Below are 21076 nucleotides of genomic sequence, written 5' to 3'. Positions count from 1 at the left end.
CAAAAAAGGATAACCGGCAAAAGAAAAGGAACGCCTGGCGTAAATATGGCGTTCCTTATCCTGTTGCAAGCCGTTATTGCTAGATTACTTCGAAGCCGAAGCGTACCAATCGTTAACTTCCTTCGTTACTTGGTCGCCGCCGGATTTCTTCCAGTTCTCAACCATGGTATCGAACGAATCAAGCGGTGCTTGACCGTAGATGATTTTGGAATACGATTCGTTAACCAGTTTGTTCAGCAATTCGTTTTTGGACTTCATCGTTTCCGTCAGAGGACCTTGGAAGTAGTTCTTCATGCGAATATCTTTTTGATCCATAACGATCTTCATCGCTTCCAGGTTTTCCGGTTTACGAACGGCTTTTGTCTGCTCTTCGTATGGCGTTGTTGGAGCTTCGCCGTTATACAGCTTGATCATCGTGTCCGCATACAGGGCCGGTTGACGAGCGCCTTCGAATGTCAGCGAGTAGTAGATCGGCTCTACGAGATGCGTGCGGTCCGCATAGTTCGGGAACAGGTCCGGATATTTTTGCGGATCCTTCGTGATTGTGCCATCCGGCAATTTCGCCCAGTCGTAGCCTTCCGCGAAGCCGTTTTCGAACTCGCTGCCTTTTTGCGGGTTCGCCCAATTATCGAAGAAGAAGTTATAGTAACGGAGCAGCGCTTCAGGATGGGCTGCCTTTTTGTTGATCAGCATCCAGCCGTTAACGGAAGGGTTGCCGCTTTGGGAACCGATTTTACCGTCTGGACCTGCAGGGATTGGGTAAGCTTTGTATTTCGCGCCGGGAACGTTGTTGATCAGATCGCCAAACGGCCAGTCCGGCAGCCAGTTACGGCCTACGATTGCGCCCGCTTGACCTTTCGTGAAGAACTCCGAGCCGGAAGTATCGTCTTTCAGACCGGAGTCTTTCGAGATCCAGCCTTTATCCATCCAGGTTTTCAACGTGCTGAGAGCCTGCTTCGCGGCCGGATCCACGGAGCCGAAGGACAACGTGCCGTCAGCCGCTTTATTCCATTGGCCAGGCATTGTGCCGTAAGCGCCGAACAGCCAGCTCACGTCCGTCATCCAGTTCAGGAAGCCGTTTTTGAAGCCAAGAGCCATACCGAATGTATCCGGCTTGCCGTTGCCGTCCGGATCTTTGTTCGTGAATGCATCCATGATGGCTTCAAGGTCGGCAACCGTTTTTGGAGCTTGAAGGCCTAATTTATCCATCCAGTCCTGACGAAGCCACAGCACCATATCGTCGTTGTAGGCGTAATCAAGAACCGGAAGCGCCATTTTCTCGCCGTCGCGCGTTACCGGAAGGAAGGTATCCGGGTTCAGCGCCGCCGCTTTTTTGTACTCGTCGCCGGCATACTTGTCGAACAGCTCGTTAACCGACATGAATTGACCGGAGTCAATCAGCATGTTAACGGTCTCCATATCGCCGCGGTACGTAATAACGTCAGGCATTTTCTCGCCGGAGGAAAGCATCAGGCGAAGCTTTGTTTTGTAAGCGTCGTTTGTATCCGTTACCACCCAGTCGTATTTCACGTCGATGCCGAGGTTGTCTTTCATATACTTTTGCAAAACGTTGTTTTCCATCGTTTCGCCCGTTTTGAAGAAGTAGTTCGTACCTACGCCTTTAACCGTTGTCAGAGTGATCGGCTCTACGTATTTCTTGCCGTCCCACCCCGTCTCGTCCGCACCGCTCCCCGCGTTGTCGGTACCTGCATTGTTCGTTGCAGCCGCATTGCCGGAGCTGGTTGCCGCAGGGTCGTTAGATGGCTTGTTGCCGTTAGTATTGTTGTTTGATCCGCATGCCGCAAGGCTTGCCGCAAGCACGCCAGTCAACGATACGAGCATAAGCTTTTTCATTGAATTATGCATTTTTTTCCCCCCGTAAAATGATTATTATAGCATGAGAGCGCTTTATTTACTCTCAAGTAATACTATAGTCTTGGTTATTACTGATAGAAATACCATAATTTTGAGTAACATGCCATTTTGTTATCTTCTTAATTTCTACTCTTTTACCGCGCCAAGGACAATCCCTTTGACGAAAAACCGCTGCAGGAACGGATACACGACCAGAACCGGAAGCATCCCGATAAAGATCTGAGCCGCCTTCACCGTACGCTGGGAAATGTTCTTCAGCTCGTTCACGTCCGGGTTCAGCTTGCTGAAGTCCTGCTGTACGATTATCGTCTGCAGGAAGGTTGCGAGCGGATAGTTGCGGTAGTCGTTAATATAGAGCAATGCGTCAAACCATGCATTCCAGTTGCCTACGATCGTAAAGAGCGACATGGTTGCAATCGCCGGCATAGCCAGAGGCAGATAAACCCGGAACAGAATCGAGAAATGTCCCGCTCCGTCGATAAAAGCCGCTTCCTCCAATTCCTTTGGCGTAGCGCGGAAGAAGTTCATCAGGAGAATCATATTGAATACGGCGACGGAGCCCGGAAGAACAAGCGCCCAAATCGTATTCATCATATGAAGATTGCGAATGACGATATACAGGGGTACGATACCACCGCTGAACCACATCGTAAATACGAAATACCAAGCGTATCGCGAGCGCGCCTTAAAAGCGGTCGTATCCTTCGACAGCGCATAACCGCCAAGCGTGATGACCGCCAGCGTAATGGATGCGCCAAGCGCCGTCCGCCCGATCGAGATCCAGAACGCCCGGAGGAAGTTCGGATTGTTCATCGTTTTCGTATATGATTCGGTATTGAAATCCACCGGCCACATGCCGACCAAATGCGCGTTTGCAGGAGCACTGGCACTAAAGCTGATCGCGAGTATATGAATGATAGGTATAATACACAACAGGCCTGCTAGAGCCAGAATTAAATAGTTGAATACCGAGAAAACCCGGTAACCGAATGTCTTTTGATACATGTGCGCAGGTACCCCTTTCTAGAAGATTTTATAATCCGCATATTTTTGAGCGAGCTTGTAACCGACGATAATGAGCACGAAACCGATGAGCGATTTGAAAATGCCAACGGCCGTGGCCAAGCTGTACTGCCCGTTCAGGATACCCGTACGGTAAACGAACGTGTCTATAATGTCGCCTTTGCTGTAGACAAGCGGATTATACAAGTTGAAGATCTGGTCGAAGCCCGCGTTCAAAATATTGCCAAGCGCAAGCGTCCCCACAACGATTACGATCGGCAGGAGCGATGGAATCGTTACATGCCAGGTTTGCTTCCAGCGAGTCGCGCCGTCTACTTCCGCCGCTTCGTAGAGTGCCGGATTCACGCCTGCCAACGCCGCGAGATACACGATTGTGCCGTAACCGAATTGCTGCCAGACATCGCTAAGCACAACGACAAACCGGAACCAGTTGCCGTCGCCCAGGAACAGAATGGACTCCTTCACGCCAAACCAGTTATGAAGCACCGAGTTGATAATCCCGTCCGATGCAAGCATGTCATTCAGGATTCCGCCCAGGAATACCCAGGAGATGAAGTAAGGCAGATACACCAGCGTCTGCACCGTGCGCTTGAAAGGATTAAAGCTCACTTCGTTCAGCAAAAGCGCAAACACGAACGGCACGATAATGCCGCAAATAATTTTTAGTCCGGCGATCAGCGCCGTGTTCGTAATAACCTGCTTAATGTCCGGATAATCGAACATAAATTTGAAATGCTCAATCCCTACCCACTTGGAATGGAAAATGCCATCGTACGGTTTGTAGTCTTGAAAAGCGATAACCAATCCCCCGAGAGGCACGTACACGAATATGAATTGCAGGATTACCGCCGGAAGCAGCATGATATGAAGCGGCCAGGTCCTCTTCAGAAATCCTCTCGATTTTGATTTGCCCATCTCCTGCTGCAAGACCTCATTGCCGGCTATCGCCTTTGTTGTTGTCCCCATCCCCATTGTCCTTTCCGCTATTCTATTTGTCGATTGACAGAGTTTCATCATGATGTATAGTAAGTATAGCAATCGGGGAATCGCCAAGTCTGCGCCAATGATTTTAGAACGATACCCGGATTTTTTGTTTTCATCCACTTTGATGCGGGGAGACGGACTATCATGTCGCTGAGATTGAATACGTTTACAAAAATAGTCGGCATTATCGTTTTGCTGCTCATTCCGATCATCGCCCTCTACTGGTTTTCGAATAAAACAAGCATGGACGTCGTGATGAACGAAGTGGAAATCTCCATGCACAAAGACTTGTCCTACTTTGCGGCCGAGACCGATGATACGGCGGAGCAGCTGGCGAAAAGCGGCCTTATGATAACCGAAGATATTAACGTCCGTACCCTCGAATTTTTGGAGATAGCCACCCTATACGAACAAACGGATCAGAAGATTCGCATTGCCGACAAGCTTCGGCTCATCAATGCCTCCTCCGATTGGGATACAACGATCAGCATCTATGCGCCGGCTACCAACACCTTCGTTTCAACCGACTTCCATCTTCAATACGATAAAGATCTCGTAGCGAAAAACTATTCAAAGGTCTGGAAATATACCGAGAACGTTGCCCCTTATTATCAGAACAATCCGAGGTTTGTAAGGTTTCTAAGCGAGCCCTATGACAGCTCCTCCTCTAACGCGGGAGTTATCGTTGAGGTCAGCTTCGCGGCTGACGAATTAGTGAAGGCGCTGGAACGCTTCAAGGCGGGAAGCAAGGGAGATGTCTTCTTCAGCTCGCCGGACCGGAAGATTCTCGCGGTGAACGGCTCCGATACCGAGCTGCAGAAGAAGCTGCTTGCCAAGGTGAATTTGGAAAAGCTGTCGGAATCGCAATATACCCGCATTAAGCTGGACGGCATCGAATATACCGTCAACAGCGTGTACATGCCCGAGCTTGGCTGGTACCTTTTTGATTACCTTCCCATCGATGACGTTGTCAGGCCGATTACGGCAAACAGCAATCTCTTTTACATCTGTATCGTCTTTCTCCTTATCGGCAGTACGATTGCGGCTTACGTGCTGTACACCAATGTGCAGGTTCCGATCCGCGAGCTGATCAGAGGCGTGAAAAAGCTGAAAAAAGGCGAATATCCGAAGCTGAAGGTGTTCCATCCGAACAACGAGTTCCACTTCCTGCTCGTCAGCTTTAATGACATGGCTTCCCAGATCGAGCAGCTCATCCAGAACGTGTATTTGGAGCAGATCCGTTCAAGGGATGCCAACCTGAAGCAGCTTCAATCGCAGATTAATCCGCATTTCCTCTATAATTGCTTCTCCCTGATCCGCAGTCTTACGAGACTTGGGGAAAAAGAATCCGTTATGGAGCTTGCGCTGCATCTCAGCAGGTATTACCGGTATACGACAAGGTCCGAAAGACAGCTGGCCTACCTGCGCGAGGAGGTGGAGCTGGTGAAGAGTTATCTGGCGATCCAGGCGATGAACGTCCAGGATATGACCTACGTCATTACGATCCCGGAAGCGATGGAGGAGCTTGAAATTCCTCGGTTAATCCTCCAGCCGATCGTCGAAAATGCCGTTCTGCACGGCCTCGAGCCGATCGGCGGCGGCGAGGTGCGAATTACCGGCTCGCAAAATGACCGGTATAACGTCATCACCGTCACCGATAACGGAGTTGGCGTAACGGAGGAGCAGCTGGCCCAATTAAAGCTGCAAATGTCAATGCCGCCAACGGAGGATAAGGGCTGCGCCCTGTGGAATACACGCCAGCGCATGACTCTGCAATATGGACAGGAAGCCGGAGTCCGGCTGATCCGCGGCGATGATGGCGGATTGACCGTCGAGCTGTATTGGCCTAATGAAAGTGAAGGGAATCAATCTTAAGCAAGCCATTCTATTAGCTGACGCCTAGCTTGCGAGCTATTCTTTTTAGGGGGAATTCGAGATGCGCCAACTTCTAATTGTAGACGACCAATCGATACTTGCCGACGATCTAGCAGATATGCTGCCATGGGAGGAAGCCGGCGTTGACGTTGTCCATAAAGCCTATTCCGGCCCGGAAGCCATCGGGCTGCTGCATGAGCATGCCATAGATGTCGTTATTACGGATATCCGGATGCCGGGCATGACGGGACTGGAGTTTATTCAGGAAATCAAGCAGAACTGGAAGCATACCAAATGCATTCTGCTGTCGGGTTACTCCGACTTCGAATATACGAAGCAGGCCTTGAAGCTGAAATCCAGCGACTATCTGCTGAAGCCGGCCTCGGACGATGAGCTGCTGACTTCGGTCCGCCGCGCAATCAAGGAGCTTGAACAGGAGTGGCTGGAGATCAGCTCGATGCAGCGCGCGATGTACTCCTTGCGGGAGCAGCTGCCGAAGCTGAGAGAATATCTGCTTCTGGATATGCTGAGCGGCAAGCAGTCCTTATCCCCGCAGCGCTTGTCCAAAAAGCTTGCCACCTACACGGTACCGTTCCGGGAAAACGATGATTTCCATGTCATGCTGCTCCGGATTGATGATGAGGACCGTCTCTACGATGACGGCGAGAGCGAGGCTTTAATTGATTACGCGCTGGCCAATATCGCGGAGGAAGTATTCGGCGACCAGCTGGACATGTGGCATTGCAAAGATTCGAACGGCTTTATCGTTTGTCTCCTGAAAGCCAAAGCCAGTTCAACCCTAACAAGCGAGCTGGACGAATGGATTGAGAGCCACGCTTTCCAGCTCCAGCATGTCGTGAAATCGTACCTCAAGGTCGGCATCTCAATTCTTACGAGTAAAAGAGGTACCTTCCCGCAGGATGTCGGCCCACTCTATCAGACCTCCATTACGAACTTCCGCCAGTTCATCGGCAGCGAGCAGGAGCTGTTCGTGTCGCTCGCGAAAGAGCCGACGCGCGGCACGCCGCAGCTGCTTGGCGAGCTGTACCGCCCGCCTTCCGTGCTGCAGATGCTGGAGCTTGGCCAATGGGATGCCGCCGGCGAGAAGCTTGAAGCGATCTTCCGCGAGATTGAGGAGGAATGGCGGGGGTCCCAGGAGCATGTGCTGGAAGCCTATTTCTCGATCGCCGCAACGCTAGCCGCCCTGGCGCATAAGAACAAGAAATGGCTGTCCGACATGATTGGCGACGACTTCCACGCGTTTGCGAACGGCAGCCCGATTCATACGGTTGATGAATTGCGCGCATGGACGGACCGGACAATCGATTCCTACCGGAAATCGGTCAATTCGGAGGATAAGGATTCCCGCTCCAGCATTATCCGCAAGGTGCAGGAGTACATTCACAATCATCTGGAGCAGGCCTCCCTTCACTCCATCTCGGCGCATGTTTATCTCAATCCCTCCTACCTGTCTAAGATTTACAAGACGGAGACGGGCGAAGGAATCAGCGAATACCTGCTGCGCGCGAGAATGGAGAAATCGGCCGACCTGCTTGCCCAGACGGATGAGAAAATCTATGAAATCTCGGTTATGCTGGGCTATCAGAAGCCAAGCTACTTTATCCAGCTGTTCAAAAAGCATTTTGGCATCACGCCTCAGGAATATCGGAATAAGGTGACAAACTAGCCGTATACGCATGCAAAAGACGCTTCCTATCCGCATGGTCAGGAAGCGTCTTTTTCGTTTCTTTAGATCAAATCCGATTTCGATAGAAGCCTTTGAATCATAACGACAGCTTCTGCTCTTGTAATATTCGAGGCGGGAGCCAGAATCAAGGCACTTTGTCCCGATACGATGCCGGCCTCCAGGCAAGCCGCAATGCCGCTTGTCGCCCAAGCCGAGATTTTCGATTTATCCGAGAACGCGTTGATTAAGGCATTTACGCTGCTCTCTTGAAGATCGGTTTGAATACCCGTCAATGTCATCGCTTTGGCTATAATCGTCATCGCTTGTTCGCGGGTAATGCTGTCATTCGGATGGAAGCTGCCGTCCGGATACCCGTTAATAAGCTGATGCGAATAAGCCGTCTGAACATCATCGGAATACCAGGCCGATGCTTTTACGTCCGAGAAGCTGCTTGCGCCGTTCTCCATGCGAAGCCCCAGCGCACGAACGATAATCGCAGCGAACTCGGCACGTGTAATCGCTTTGTTCGGGTAGAACAACCCGTCTCCCGCTCCGCCGACAATGAGGCGGGACGCCATATCATTCACCGCGTTCTTGGACCAATGATTGCTTATGTCAGAGAAGGAAACGCTCTTGCTCACAAGCGCATACAAGCTGTTCGTACGGCTGTTGATGACGGCATAACGCTTGCCTTCAATGCTGACCAGCTTCGTTGGCACTGGCCGGACAGACCCGTCCGGCTCCACGACGATGGCCGTTAACTCCGGATTTTGAGCCATGTTATCCGGAATAGCAATCATTCGTTCTACATAGGAAGCAAATGCGGAGAGCTCAACCTTCTTGCCGCCATAAGAAACCGTTACCGAGAATTGAACAGGCGATACTGCCAGATTAAGCTGATTCTGTGAGGCAGCCTTCTGCGTCAATGCTGTCATTGCTGCCGTTGGTTTCCCGATTTCCACGTTAACCGTGACATCCTTGGCATTTACGCTGCCATTAAACAGCTTCGTTAAATCGATAAGCCCGGTTGGCAATGCGTATACGGCATATTCCGTTTCGATCCGCAAGGTGGCCTGCTTCTGGATAAGCAGCTGCAGGAGATCGCCGGGAATCTCGCCAACCGCGACATCCGCTCCCGTCTTGATTGGAAGCACAACCGTAACCTGCTGATCCGATGAAGCCAGAATCTCCTTCAACTGATCCGCGCTCAGATGGAGAGTCGATACCGTTTGCTCTCCCCGCGCGGAAGACTTGAGCTCGCCTAAGCGGTAAGACTTCCCGTCAATGACAACCTCGAAGCCGGACGCCGGATTCGAATTGCCGCCGCCGTTGTTGCTGCTGATTACGGCAAAGGAAGCCGTAACCGTCAGGTTGCCGTTTACGCTAAGATCCGTTCTTGTTGCGCTTCCCACTCCGTCGCTCCAACCGGCAAACCGGTATCCGGCATCCGGCACGGCCGTAACCGCCGTTCCGTCCGAGCCATGAGTAACCGTCTGGAGCTTATCGCCGGTGAGCGTTCCGTGATCGCCAGCCGTGTAGGTCAACGTATATTCGTTAATCGCGAATTCCGCCGTGACGTTCAGGTCAGCCACAATCCCGGTATCCTGACGCGTATCCGTCTGAATACCGTCGCTCCAGCCAATGAAATGATAACCAACCGCCGGTTCCGCTTTTACTTCCGTACCATTGGCTTGGTAGTTGATTTGCTGCGTTGCCGCCCCTGTTACGCTTCCCCCAGCTCCAGCGGAGTAAGTAAGCGTAAACGTATCGATCGCAAATTCCGCTGTGACGGTTAGATCGCCGGTCACGTTCAAGTCCGTACGGCTGGCCGTCGTTACGCCGTCACTCCAACGGACAAAATGATAACCCGCATCGGCTGCTGCCGTTACTTCCGTTCCGTCCAAGCCATGATTTACCGTTTGGAGCTTATTGCCTGTCAGCGTTCCATGATCCCCCGCCGTGTAGGTTAACGCGTACTCGTTAATCGCGAAATTCGCCGTGACGTTCAAGTTAGCCACAATCCCGGTATCCTTACGAGTATCCGCTTGAACACCGTCGCTCCAACCGGTGAAATGATAGCCGACTGCAGGCACCGCATGCACTTCCGTACCATCGGCTTCGTAATTGACTTCCTGCGTGGCATCTCCGGTCACGCTTCCCCCGGTTCCCGCGGAATAGGTGAGCGTAAACGTGTCGATCGCGAATTCCGCTTCTGCGCTCAGATTACCCGTAACGTTAAGGTCCGTGCGGCTGGCCGTCGTTATGCCGTCACTCCAACGGACAAAATGATAACCCGTGTCCGCTACGGCCTTCACTTCCGCTCCATTAGAGCCATGGTTTATGGTCTGATGAGCAACGCCGGTCAGAGTCCCATGCGCTCCGGCGGTATAAGCCAGATCGTATTGGTTAATCTCGAACACGGCCGTTACCGCAACGCTGGCTTGGACATTTTTCTCTTGGCGGGATGCCGTGAGCAAGCCATCGCTCCAGCCTGCGAAATGGTAGCCCTCGTCCGCCACAGCGGTTACCGTCTTGCCGTCTTTTCCGTATTCGACGGTTTGAGCGGCATCCTGGTTAATGCTTCCCCCGGTGCCGGCCGTATAGGTCAACGTATACTGATTAATGGAAAAAGTTGCCGTTACGCTTTTGTTGGACACCACTGCGAGGTCTGTCCGGGATGCCGTCGCAACGCCGTCGCTCCAGCCGACGAAGCTGTAGCCCGGGTTCGGTACCGCCGTTACCTCGCTGCCGTTCGAGCCATGCGTGACCTTCTGGGAAGTCTGTCCGTCCAGGGTCCCGCCTTCCGCCGCCGCATACGTCAGCGTATACTCGTTAAGCGCAAAGCTGGCTGCTGCAGTCTTGTCCGCTCTCACATCGCGGTCCACTCGATTGGGAGTTTCGATTCCGTCACTCCAGCTAACGAAATGATAACCCGGATCCGGTGTGGCCGTTACTTCTTGACCATCGGAGCCGAAATCGACGGTCTGCACACGCGATGCTTGTCCATCAATGCTGCCACCCGGATTTGCCGTATAGGTAAGCTTGTAAGTATCGATTGCAAATTGCGCGGTGACATTCAGAGTACCCGTAACGTTACTGTCCGTCCGGCTTGCGTTCGTATAGCCATCGCTCCAGCCTACGAAGTGATAGCCCGGGTCGGCTACGGCCGTTACGGTTGTCGCATTCCCGCCATGCGTGACCGACTGAGATTTATCCCCCGTAAGGCTGCCGTTCGGACCTGCCGCATACGTGAGCTCATAAACGTTGATTGCAAACCTAGCGGTTACGCTGAGATCGCCGGTAATATCTTTATCCGTCCGGGCTGCGTCCGCATAGTTATCGCTCCAACTGGCGAAATGGTAACCGGTATTTCCTACGGCCGTTACTTCAGTCCCGCTTCCACCCGTCCGTACGCCTTGCAGCGCATCGCCGCTAATCGTACCATTCGAGTCCGCCGCATACGTGAGCTTATGCTGCGCCATAAGGATGGTGCCGTTCGAGCCAAGCGCCATAAACTCACCGTTCACATAGGCCGCCCCGTACAGGACAGCTGTCGTGCCGCTTGCGCGCTGCTGCCAGCTCTGACCGTCCGGCGAGCTTAGAATCGTACCGTTGCCGCCAACGACTACAAAGGTGCCGCCGCCGTATGCGGCTCCGTAGAACGTACCGCTTACCGGTGGAGTAACCGTCGTCCAATTCGCTCCGTCGGGAGACGTAAGAAGTTTGCCGCCGTTTCCGACCGCAACGAATAGTCCATTTCCGTATGTAATTCCCCGCAATGTCGTTGTAACACCCGAGCTTTGCGGCGTCCAGTTCACGCCATTCGTTGAACTTAATATCGTCCCTCCGCTGCCAACCGCGACATAGGTTCCGCCGCCGAATGCTACCGCATTAAGCGCCCCGCTAGTCATCAAATACTGACTCCACGAAGACCCGTTGCTTGAGGTCAGAATGACTTGCGTCTGATTAAAATTGATATCGTTGCTCGCGCCAACCGCTACGTAACCCGCGCTTCCGTAAGATACGCCGTACAGCGTTTCTCCCGACTCGCCGGGAGGCGTTCTAGAAATCCAGTTCACCCCGTCACTAGAAGTCATTATTTTCCCGTGATAGCTTTGTTGCCCGTACATGATATATTGCGAATAGCCTACTCCAACAAAATTGGCAGGACCGCCGTATACCAGACTTCTAATCTCGTGATTGCCCGTAGATAGAGGCGTCCATACCGCGCCGGTTGTTGAAGAGCGGTACAGGCTTCCGGCGTGCATATCGCCTTGATTGCTGCTTATAAACGGCATCGGCGGGGTTCCCGTTGCGACGATTTTCCCGCTGCCGTATGCCGCCGTACGGAACGAATCCGTAGGATCGGTAGAGCCCGATGGCTTAGCTACCCAGGACAAGCCTTCCAGCGCATCCGTTCCCCCGCTTGCGAAGGCCTTGCCATATACCGGCAGCAGACCTGCTACTATCGCAAAGATTAATACCATTGCTATTTTCCTGCTAAATGCATGACGACTTATTGCTCTTCCCCAGATGTTCCTACTCATCGCCTGACCCATCCCCATCCTCAAATATAACAAACACGATAATGCTACACAGTATCATATACCATACTAACGAACTAATATATTATACCTACGACCTATTCTATGATTTATAGCGCTATAGGCACTGCCAACGCGCACGAAAAAAACCGGCTATCGCCGATAGCCGGTTTTGCAAAACTCTATTTATTAATAAATCCTGTTATTTCACGGCATCCGCAGCCGCAAGCGCGTCAAGGAAGGACTGATGCATTTTTCCATTGGACGCTGCGACGTTGCGGACGCCTAGGCTGTACGGCTGCCCGAGCGTATCGGTTACGGTACCGCCGGATTCCTGAATGAGCAGCGCGCCTGCCGCCAGGTCCCAGCTATTCAAGCCGATCTCCCAGAAGCCGCTTAAGCGGCCGGCCGCGACATAAGCCATATGAAGCGCTGCCGAGCCGCCCGAGCGGATATTGCGGACTTGCGGCGCCAGCGCCTGCAGCCCCTTCATGTTAAGCGGCAGCGCATAATCCAAGTCTGCCGGGAAGCCCGTAGCAATAAGGCTCGTCTTCAAGCTGTCCTCCTGGGACACGCTCATCCGCTTGCCGTGCACGTAAGCTCCTTTGCCCTTCTCGGCTATAAACAATTCGTCGCGCATCGGATCGTAGACAACGCCGAGAATCACCTCGCCTTTATGGGCAAGCGCGATGGAGACTACAAAAAACGGAAAGCCGTGCACGAAATTGGTCGTCCCGTCAATCGGGTCGACAATCCACAAATATTCGGCTTCGCTTACTTCCTCCAGCGCGCGTGCAGATGCTTCCGGCCCGGGCTCAACGCCCTCCTCGCCGAGGAAGGAATGATGAGGGAAATGCGTCAGCACAAGACGCTTGATCAACGTCTCCGAGCCTTTGTCTACTTCCGTCACCAAATCATGAGCGGAGTACTTTATATCAAGCTTCTCATAGTTTCCTAGCTTAGACTTAATCCATTCTCCAGCTTTAGCCGCGCAGTTGATCGCCACGGCGGCGAAGCTTTTGCCTCCGACGACGGTGCCCTGCTGATCACTTACAGTCACAGTCCATCACTCTACTCTCATCATAATTTGACCAAACATAAACGTTTCACAATAAAAAAAAGGGCAGGTTCATTTCTTATACGAACAACTTCCTCCGCAAGTTTCGCGCAAGTTGTATAGAGAGAATGTATACTTCGTATATTTTTAAAATATTACCGTAGTGTTAAAGCTTCGTCAAACCCTCGTAGATTAATTGGGCGGCCAGCAAAAGCAGCGTTACCCGAAGCAGCCAGAGCAGCCCTTTTCCGCTCATTCGCCCCGCGATCATGGCGCCAAGCTTGCCGCCAATCCATGCGCCCGGCACCAGCGCCAGCACGATCCAATAATTGATTTCCCCCAGCCAGCCGTGCATCCCGCTTCCCAGTATCGAGGAAAGAAAGATAACGAACATGGACGTTGCGGTCGCCGTATGCGGCGGAAAACGGAACAGGAGCACCATAAGCGGTACGAACAAAGAGCCGCCGCCTATGCCGAACAAACCGGATATGAGACCTACCGCAAACCCGATAGCCAGCGCGGGAATAATCGCATAACCGTACGTGTGCTCTTGCCCCTTCGCATCTACGATCGTACGCTGGATCGGCCATTCCCGGTTGATGGGTTTCAAATAATCGCGCGCTACGAGCAGTCCGGCCATAAGCAGCATAAAAATGCCGAAGGACAGCGAAAAGGCAGCGCCTTGAAACCGACTGGTCAGCGCGGATCCGATCATGGCGGCTGGCCCGCTCGTCATAAAGAACAGCCAGCCGCTTTTGAAATCGACCAGCTTTTTCTTCGCGTAGCTTAACGTAGAGGCAAGCGCCGTAATAATAAGCATCGTCAGCGAGGTGCCTACCGCGGTTGCATGGCTGATCTCGCCCCCCGTTAGCTGCGGTCCCAGCAGCATAAGCACCGGTACGATAATAATGCCGCCGCCAAGGCCTACTATACTGCCAAACATCGCTGCAACAACGCCAAGCAGCACCAGCAGAATCCATTCCAACACGTTACCTTCACCGCTTTCCCGCTCATGATGTCTCTACGATCTATGTATCATCCGTGCACAAAATAACACCGCCAACGCCGTCCTGTTGGCGGTCCTTGGCGGTGTTATCGCTTAAGGGTCGATCTCCACGGTTCCGCCATCCAGGATGCGGATTCCGTTTCCTAACGCGGCCATTTCCTTTAGATCCTCCATTAGCTTGAGCAGCGCGGCATCCTTATGCTTCGCCTCCAGCATGCAGTCGATCCTCGGTGTTGACGCCGCAACGCTCCGGAGAAACTGCACGAGCGGCTCCGGCTCCACGTTATCGGCATGCCCTCGGGGATCGGACAAGCTTTTTGGACTCGAAGCATGGATTTTGGGCGGAAGGCCACCTTCTTCAAGTCCGAGTCGCTGCTCCTCCAGCGTCCACGTACGGGCAATCCGCGGCCATAAGCCGGCGGAAAGCTCGTCCATCGTCACATCCCCGCTGTTCACCGCATGATGGTGGATATCGAGGACCATCGGAACGCCAACGGCTTCCGCAGCTACAATCGTTTCCCTGACATCAAACGTTTTATCGTCGTTTTCGAGCGTAACCCGATGCTTGTACCGGTCAGTCAATGCGCCGAACTGCTGAACGAACCGCTCGCCGGACAGCTTCTTATCGCCATAGGCTCCGCCCATGTGAATATTGCATTTCACCGTTTCCGGCAGCTCCATCGCTTCGAGCATCCGGATATGATAATCGAGATCCCGTTCCGATTTGACCAGGACATCGGGACGATTCGTGCTGAATACGCAGAAATGGTCGGGATGGAAGGAGGTTCTCATCCCCGTCTTTTTCGCATAGTCGCCAATTTCCTTCATGGACGGACGAAGGACGGGAAACGGATCCCAGTCCAGAAGATCCTCATGCGTGGAGAGCGGAATCAGCTTGGACGAGAACCGGTACATATGGATATCATGGGCATTGGCATGCTTCATGATCCGAAGCGTATTATGCAGATTTTCCTCCGCGATCCGCTCCATCTTCCTTATGCCGGCTTCTCTATCGTTCAGCTTGCTAAAGTTCGCGAACGTCATTGTCCGAGACGGCGAAGCATTCTCTAGAATCGTGCTCATGGCGACAAATCCGAACCGGACGATCATAGTCAATTATACCCTCTCTCCGAAAAACATCTCGTACGCGAGAGCCGTCTGGATGCGCGCCTCCTCTTCCGTCAGCTTGCGCACCAGCTCCATCTCCACTTCCGTCACTTCTTCCCCCTGGAAATTGATTTCCGCAATGGAGGCGAGAATGCGAACGATCGCAATCGCTTCGTTATTTGGCGTATACGCGATTACTTTCTGGCCGGTCGGGAAGACGCGGAACCCGCTCTTCACCATTTTGCCCCTACCGTATTCAAGCAATTCATACAGCTCTTGCTCCGATTTGAATTTGCATACGGAATTAAACTCTGTCGCGAAACCCATCTCTATCCCTCTTTTCTTTTAGTCCGAATTATTGCTTCGATTAGTTGCCGCCGCTGCCTCCGAAATCAATCGTCTTCCTATCGGCATAACGCTTGAAAGCCAAGTCGATCAGCTTATCCAGCAAGTCCTTGTACGGCAGGCCCGACTCTTTCCACATAAGCGGGTACATGCTGATGGGCGTAAAGCCCGGCATCGTATTCACTTCGTTAACGAACAGCTGACCGTCCGTCTTGCGGAGGAAGAAGTCCACCCGCGACAGCCCCGCCCCGTCAATGGCCAAAAAGGCCCGTAGCGCCATATCCCGCACGGCTTCCGCCGTCTTGTTCGGAATATTCGCCGGAATATGAATGGTGGACTTGCCGTCCACGTACTTCGCCTTGTAGTCGTAAAACTCGTTGGACGGGGCAATTTCCCCGGGAACCGATATTTTTGGATCATCGTTGCCAAGAACGCTGACTTCGATCTCCCTGGCATCGACGAACTCCTCCACGATGACCCTGCGGTCGAACCGGAAGGCAAAATCGATCGCCGCGATCAGCTCCTCGCGGGTCTTTGCTTTGGATATGCCTACGCTCGATCCGAGGTTGGACGGCTTTACGAAGCACGGGTAACCCAAAGCGACTTCGCATTCCATAATAAAAAAGGAGGCGTCCTTCTCCCACTGCGCTCGGTTGAAATACCGGAAGACGCATTGCGGAAGACCCTCGTACGCGAATATTTTCTTCATCGTAATCTTGTCCATCCCTGCAGCGGAGGCCAGAACCCCCGCCCCGACATAAGGGATGTCCGCAATTTCGAGCAGACCCTGAATCGTCCCGTCCTCTCCGAAGGTACCGTGGAGCAACGGGAAAACAACGTCGATCGGCTGTCCCCCGCCCGCAAGCGTTCCTCCGGCCAAGCGATCCAGGAGCGGGGCAAGCGGAAGGTCCGGCACAACCGGCACCGGTGCCCCGTCCACCGGCTCAAGGCGAAGCTCGTCGATGTCCCCCGGTTGCCCGCCAAGCATCGATCCCACTCTCCATTCGCCCAGCCGGGTAATATAAAAAGGCGTTATTTCATATTTTGCGTAATCAAGCTCCCCCATCACCGCAAATGCCGTCTGCAGCGACACGTCATGCTCTCCCGACTTCCCTCCGTAAATCAACCCTAAGTGTACTTTCTGCCCCATTAGGTATCCTCCGGTATGATTATTTTTAGAAGTGGTCCGCAATATGAAAAAAACGGTATCTTGTTTGCTCGGTCCAAGCATAGGAATCCCGGTAGTCCCAGAACCGGTGCCGGCTCGGAACCGTATTCGCGTTCACAAGCGGCATGCCTGCCGCATCGAAGGCGGTAATAATGGTGCTATGCTGGTACCGGTTGTCGCCGTTCCAGTCATAGGTGATGACATCGCCAAGCTGAAGCTCTTCCACGGATTCAACAACGGTTGCGTGCAGGCCGGAATTGCGCTTGCCGGACAAATAATTGGTCAGCGCATTGGACACCGCCCAGCTGTAGCTCCACCATTCCTTGCCGCCGCTACGGCCTTTGTACCACCAGCCGCTTTCTCTTTTACCAGTATAGTTCATAGGCGCGTGGCCTGCAAAGAGACACTGGGAAATATAGTTAGTGCAGTTTACCTCGAATTCCTCGTATGCCGGATTCCCTTCATTCCACCACCGGTCGGCGTAAGCGGCCGCCAGCTCGCGGCGATAGGGGATGCCTTTTACCCGTTGCTTCAACTGCGGATATTGATCCAGGTTCAAAAAAGGAGTCGACCGGAAGACCGATGCTTCTCGGGTCTGATCCAGGTCCTCCTCCATCGCTGCGGTGTACTCGGAAACGCCGAACCGAGGCCTCCGCTCAGCAATGACAGGCTCGATCCGGAAGATGCGCCAGGCGCCTCCCGACTGATTCAGCCATAACCGTTCGATTTCGGTCCTCTCCTCCAGATAATGCAGCCCCGATTGCTCCATCTGTCTTCTAATATGGAGCTTCAATAGAACGGACACTTCGGCAGAGGATTCGTTCACCTTGATAAGCTCAGCCTTGGTCTCGCCCCTGGCGGGGAGCACGCCGCGGTACAGCTCCCTTTCCCGCAGCCTTTCAAGCCGGTAACGAAGCCTCAAGCAGTGGTCTTTATCTTCTATATAATCATCGAGAACGGCATAATGCTGATCCGTCTCGGCCTTATTGTATAAGTTCACATATTTGGATATAACGGACTTCCATTCGCCTGCCTTCTCCCTTTTTCCGGCGCCTGACGGCTCGGTGGAACGAAGCAAGGAAGAAAGCTTCGCACCGGCTTCCCTTCCGGCGGTATGACCGGCAGACGGCTGGGCAGACTTTGTAGGTGCGGATTGGACGGGTAGCCCAGCGGGCAGCGATTGACCGACCCGCTGCTCGCGGGCGGCATTTTCCGGCGTCACGGAAGGACGCTGCGTTTCGAGCTCCTCCGCCTTCAATATGATCCCGGACGGCTGACTTGTGCGCACCGCCGCCGGTTGGAGCACTAAAGCTTTGTTTGGCCGCTGCTTGTCGGGACGATTCCTTGTTTGATCCGATCGCGTAGACATGGCTACCCCTCCCATTCCTGTATTTGCTGGTTCATTATATGAGCAAATGTAAGATTTCATGTAACAATCGCCAGGGGGCTTGGGAACACTATCTGGGGTAAAGAGGATGAATGTTTAAGCAAACCGTAAACTTTAAGCGGATGCTTTCGAAGTCAATGCTTCGCAAATTTTAAGCAAATGCTTTCGAAGTTAAATTTGCTTCGCAAGTTTTAAGCGAATGCTTTCGAAGTTAAATTTGCTTCGCAAGTTTTAAGCGAATGCTTTCGAAGTAAGTGCTTCGCAAATTTTTTAGGAGGTCACTAACGTATGTCCAAGAAGAACCCTTTTGCCGAGCGCAGCACGCTGGATGCTGCCGGCAAAACCTATGCGTATTACCCGATCGCGGAGCTGGAGAAGCAAGGGCTGGGCCCCGTATCGAAGCTGCCCTTTTCGATTAAAGTGCTGCTGGAGGCCGCCGTCCGCCAATTCGACGGCCGCGCGATAACCGAGGAGCATGTGAAGCAGATTGCTTCCTGGGCCAACGGCCGGATCGATAAGGAAATCCCTTTTATTCCAGCGCGTATTCTCCTGCAGGATTTCACCGGCGTCCCTGTTGTCGTCGACCTGGCCGCGATGCGCGATACCGTCAAGCGTGCCGGCGGCGATCCCAAAAAAATCAATCCGCTCGTGCCGGTTGACCTTGTCATCGACCACTCGGTTATGATCGATTCCTTCGGTACTCCGGAAGCGCTCGAATACAACATCAAGCTTGAATTCAAACGCAATGAGGAGCGCTACCGGTTTCTGCGCTGGGCGCAAACCGCCTTCGATAATTTCCGGGCAGTTCCGCCCGACACCGGCATCGTCCATCAGGTGAACCTGGAGTATCTGGCTTCCGTTGCCGCAACCAAAAAAATCGGCGATGACACGGTCGTCTTCCCGGACTCCCTGGTCGGCACCGATTCCCATACGACCATGATCAACGGTCTTGGCGTTGTGGGCTGGGGCGTAGGCGGGATCGAGGCGGAAGCCGGGATGCTGGGGCAGCCGCTCTATTTTGTCATGCCGGAAGTTATCGGCTTTAAGCTGACCGGCAGTTTAGCCGAAGGCTCCACCGCAACCGACCTGGCTTTAACGGTCACTCAAATGCTCCGTAAAAAAGGCGTTGTCGGCAAGTTTGTCGAGTTTTACGGATCCGGCCTGTCTAACATCAGCCTGGCTGACCGCGCAACGGTGGCAAATATGTCGCCTGAATACGGCGCGACGATCGGCTTTTTCCCGGTGGATGAAGAGACGCTCCGATACATGCGGGATACGGGACGGGATGAAGAGCAGATTGAGCTGGTTCGGGCTTACTATAAGGCACAGGACATGTTCCGTACCGATGAAACGCCGGATCCGGTGTTTACGGACACGCTGGAGCTTGATCTGTCCACGGTTGTGCCATCCCTTGCCGGACCGAAACGTCCGCAGGACCGCGTTGAACTCACCCATCTCAAGGAAGCTTTTAACGATATTATCAACCTGCCCGTTGAAAAAGGCGGCTATGGCTTAAGCGAAGAAAATAAAAATCAAAGAGTAAAGGTTCACCATAAAGACGGCCGGGAGAGCGAAATGGGTACCGGAGCCGTTGTTATTGCCGCCATAACCAGTTGTACCAATACGTCTAACCCAAGCGTTATGCTGGGGGCCGGGCTTGTTGCCAAGAAAGCGGTTGAGCTTGGATTAAAAGTGCCGGCTTATGTCAAAACCTCTCTTACGCCAGGTTCGCTGGTCGTGACGGAATATTTCGAGCGCGCGGGTCTCATGGAGCCTCTGGAGGCACTTGGCTTCCACCTGACCGGCTACGGCTGCGGCACTTGCATCGGCAACTCCGGACCGCTTCCTGATGAAGTGAGCAAAGCGATCGCCGACAATGATATGACGGTGGCGGCGGTATTGTCAGGCAACCGGAACTTCGAAGGACGCATTCATGCCCAGGTCAGGGCGAACTATCTGGCGTCCCCGCCTCTTGTTGTCGCTTATGCGCTGGCGGGTACGGTAAATATCGACCTGTCAAAGGACCCGATCGGTACGGGCGCAGGCGGCAAGCCGATTTTCTTGAAGGATATTTGGCCGACCAATGAAGAGGTGCATGAAGCGATCAAATCGGCAGTCCGTCCTGAGATGTTCCGTGATAAATACGCCAACGTCTTCACGCAGAATGAACGCTGGAACGCACTTGAAGTAGCTAAGGGCGAAAGCTACGAGTGGGATCCGGATTCGACTTACATCCAGAATCCTCCATTCTTCGAGAATTTGAGCGGAGATGTCGGCGACATTCAAAATATTCCGTCATCGCGCATATTGGCACTGCTTGGCGATTCCGTCACGACGGACCATATCTCCCCTGCGGGCAATATTAAAGCCGACAGCCCTGCAGGCAAATATTTGACCGACCATCATGTGGAACGGGTGGACTTCAACTCTTACGGCTCCCGCCGCGGCAACCATGAGGTCATGATGCGCGGCACGTTCGCGAACATCCGCATCCGCAACCAAGTAGCGCCGGGGACGGAAGGCGGCGTAACCACCTATCTGCCGACAAACGAAGTCATGTCCATCTACGACGCTTCAATGAAGTACCAGAAGGACGGAACGAACCTTGTCGTTATCGCGGGCAAGGAATACGGCACGGGCAGCTCCCGGGACTGGGCGGCAAAAGGCACTTTGCTGCTTGGCGTCAAAGCGGTTATCGCCGAGAGCTTCGAACGGATTCACCGTTCCAACCTCGTTGGCATGGGCGTCCTCCCTCTGCAATTCCTTGAAGGCCAAAGCTGGAAGACCGTTGGCCTGACCGGCCGCGAAACCATTGATATTAGCGGGCTCTCCAATGACGTGAAGCCCGGCCAGAAGGTCCATGTCAAAGCGACCGGCGAAGACGGCAAGGTAACCGAGTTCGACGTAACCGTACGTCTCGACTCCATGGTCGACGTCGACTACTACCGCAACGGCGGGATCCTGCAAACCGTGCTCCGCCAGATCATGTAGAAACAAAAGCGACTGTGCTATAACATC

At 53.3% G+C, this 21076-nt stretch carries 13 protein-coding genes; 3 read left to right on the top strand and 10 right to left on the bottom strand.

What is annotated here, in order from left to right; all coding sequences use genetic code 11:
• Positions 1–84: 84 nt before the first annotated feature.
• The 3 genes from ACR9FF_RS04265 to ACR9FF_RS04255 form a co-directional block, all read right to left on the bottom strand.
• The gene (locus ACR9FF_RS04265) at positions 85–1866 is read right to left on the bottom strand and encodes an extracellular solute-binding protein (protein ID WP_116394100.1); all 1782 of its coding nucleotides are present in this window, start codon (positions 1864–1866) and stop codon (positions 85–87) included.
• Positions 1867–2001: 135 nt separating this feature from the next.
• Positions 2002–2880, bottom strand: a complete 879-nt coding sequence (locus tag ACR9FF_RS04260) for a carbohydrate ABC transporter permease (protein WP_116394099.1) — start codon at positions 2878–2880, stop codon at positions 2002–2004.
• Positions 2881–2898: 18 nt separating this feature from the next.
• Positions 2899–3813 carry an ABC transporter permease gene (locus ACR9FF_RS04255; protein WP_435172033.1) on the bottom strand — a complete coding sequence of 305 codons (915 nt, stop codon included), beginning with the start codon at positions 3811–3813 and terminating at the stop codon, positions 2899–2901.
• A 213-nt stretch (positions 3814–4026) separates the two neighbouring features.
• On the opposite strand from ACR9FF_RS04255, the gene ACR9FF_RS04250 reads away from it, so the two are divergent.
• The gene (locus ACR9FF_RS04250; RefSeq protein ID WP_127498405.1) at positions 4027–5757 is read left to right on the top strand and encodes a sensor histidine kinase; all 1731 of its coding nucleotides are present in this window, start codon (positions 4027–4029) and stop codon (positions 5755–5757) included.
• Positions 5758–5818: 61 nt separating this feature from the next.
• The gene (locus tag ACR9FF_RS04245; RefSeq protein ID WP_435169248.1) at positions 5819–7444 is read left to right on the top strand and encodes a response regulator transcription factor; all 1626 of its coding nucleotides are present in this window, start codon (positions 5819–5821) and stop codon (positions 7442–7444) included.
• Between the two features lie 62 nt (positions 7445–7506).
• Here the strand turns inward: ACR9FF_RS04245 and ACR9FF_RS04240 are convergent, their stop codons facing one another.
• The 7 genes from ACR9FF_RS04240 to ACR9FF_RS04210 form a co-directional block, all read right to left on the bottom strand.
• Positions 7507–11931, bottom strand: a complete 4425-nt coding sequence (locus ACR9FF_RS04240; RefSeq protein ID WP_435169246.1) for an InlB B-repeat-containing protein — start codon at positions 11929–11931, stop codon at positions 7507–7509.
• Positions 11932–12190: 259 nt separating this feature from the next.
• Positions 12191–13048 carry an inositol monophosphatase family protein gene (locus ACR9FF_RS04235; protein WP_116394095.1) on the bottom strand — a complete coding sequence of 286 codons (858 nt, stop codon included), beginning with the start codon at positions 13046–13048 and terminating at the stop codon, positions 12191–12193.
• A gap of 163 nt (positions 13049–13211) precedes the next feature.
• Complete coding sequence (locus tag ACR9FF_RS04230) at positions 13212–14030, bottom strand: sulfite exporter TauE/SafE family protein (RefSeq protein WP_435172031.1); 819 nt, start codon at positions 14028–14030, stop codon at positions 13212–13214.
• Between the two features lie 114 nt (positions 14031–14144).
• The gene (gene uvsE, locus ACR9FF_RS04225) at positions 14145–15161 is read right to left on the bottom strand and encodes a UV DNA damage repair endonuclease UvsE (RefSeq protein WP_435172029.1); all 1017 of its coding nucleotides are present in this window, start codon (positions 15159–15161) and stop codon (positions 14145–14147) included.
• A gap of 6 nt (positions 15162–15167) precedes the next feature.
• Positions 15168–15485, bottom strand: coding sequence for a hypothetical protein (locus tag ACR9FF_RS04220; protein ID WP_015842440.1), 318 nt, complete (start codon positions 15483–15485; stop codon positions 15168–15170).
• A 40-nt stretch (positions 15486–15525) separates the two neighbouring features.
• Entirely contained in the window at positions 15526–16653 is a 1128-nt protein-coding gene (locus ACR9FF_RS04215) for a D-alanine--D-alanine ligase (protein ID WP_435169243.1), read from the bottom strand.
• A gap of 25 nt (positions 16654–16678) precedes the next feature.
• Positions 16679–18040, bottom strand: coding sequence for an amidase domain-containing protein (locus tag ACR9FF_RS04210; RefSeq protein ID WP_435169241.1), 1362 nt, complete (start codon positions 18038–18040; stop codon positions 16679–16681).
• 306 nt (positions 18041–18346) lie between these two features.
• Between ACR9FF_RS04210 and acnA the strand changes: the two genes are divergently transcribed.
• Entirely contained in the window at positions 18347–21049 is a 2703-nt protein-coding gene (gene acnA, locus ACR9FF_RS04205; RefSeq protein WP_435169239.1) for an aconitate hydratase AcnA, read from the top strand.
• Positions 21050–21076 lie beyond the last annotated feature (27 nt).

Source organism: Paenibacillus glycanilyticus (genome assembly GCF_051200795.1).
Lineage (GTDB): Bacteria > Bacillota > Bacilli > Paenibacillales > Paenibacillaceae > Pristimantibacillus > Pristimantibacillus glycanilyticus.
Note: the sequence above shows the minus strand (reverse complement) of the source record. Positions and strands in the feature narration are given on the sequence as shown.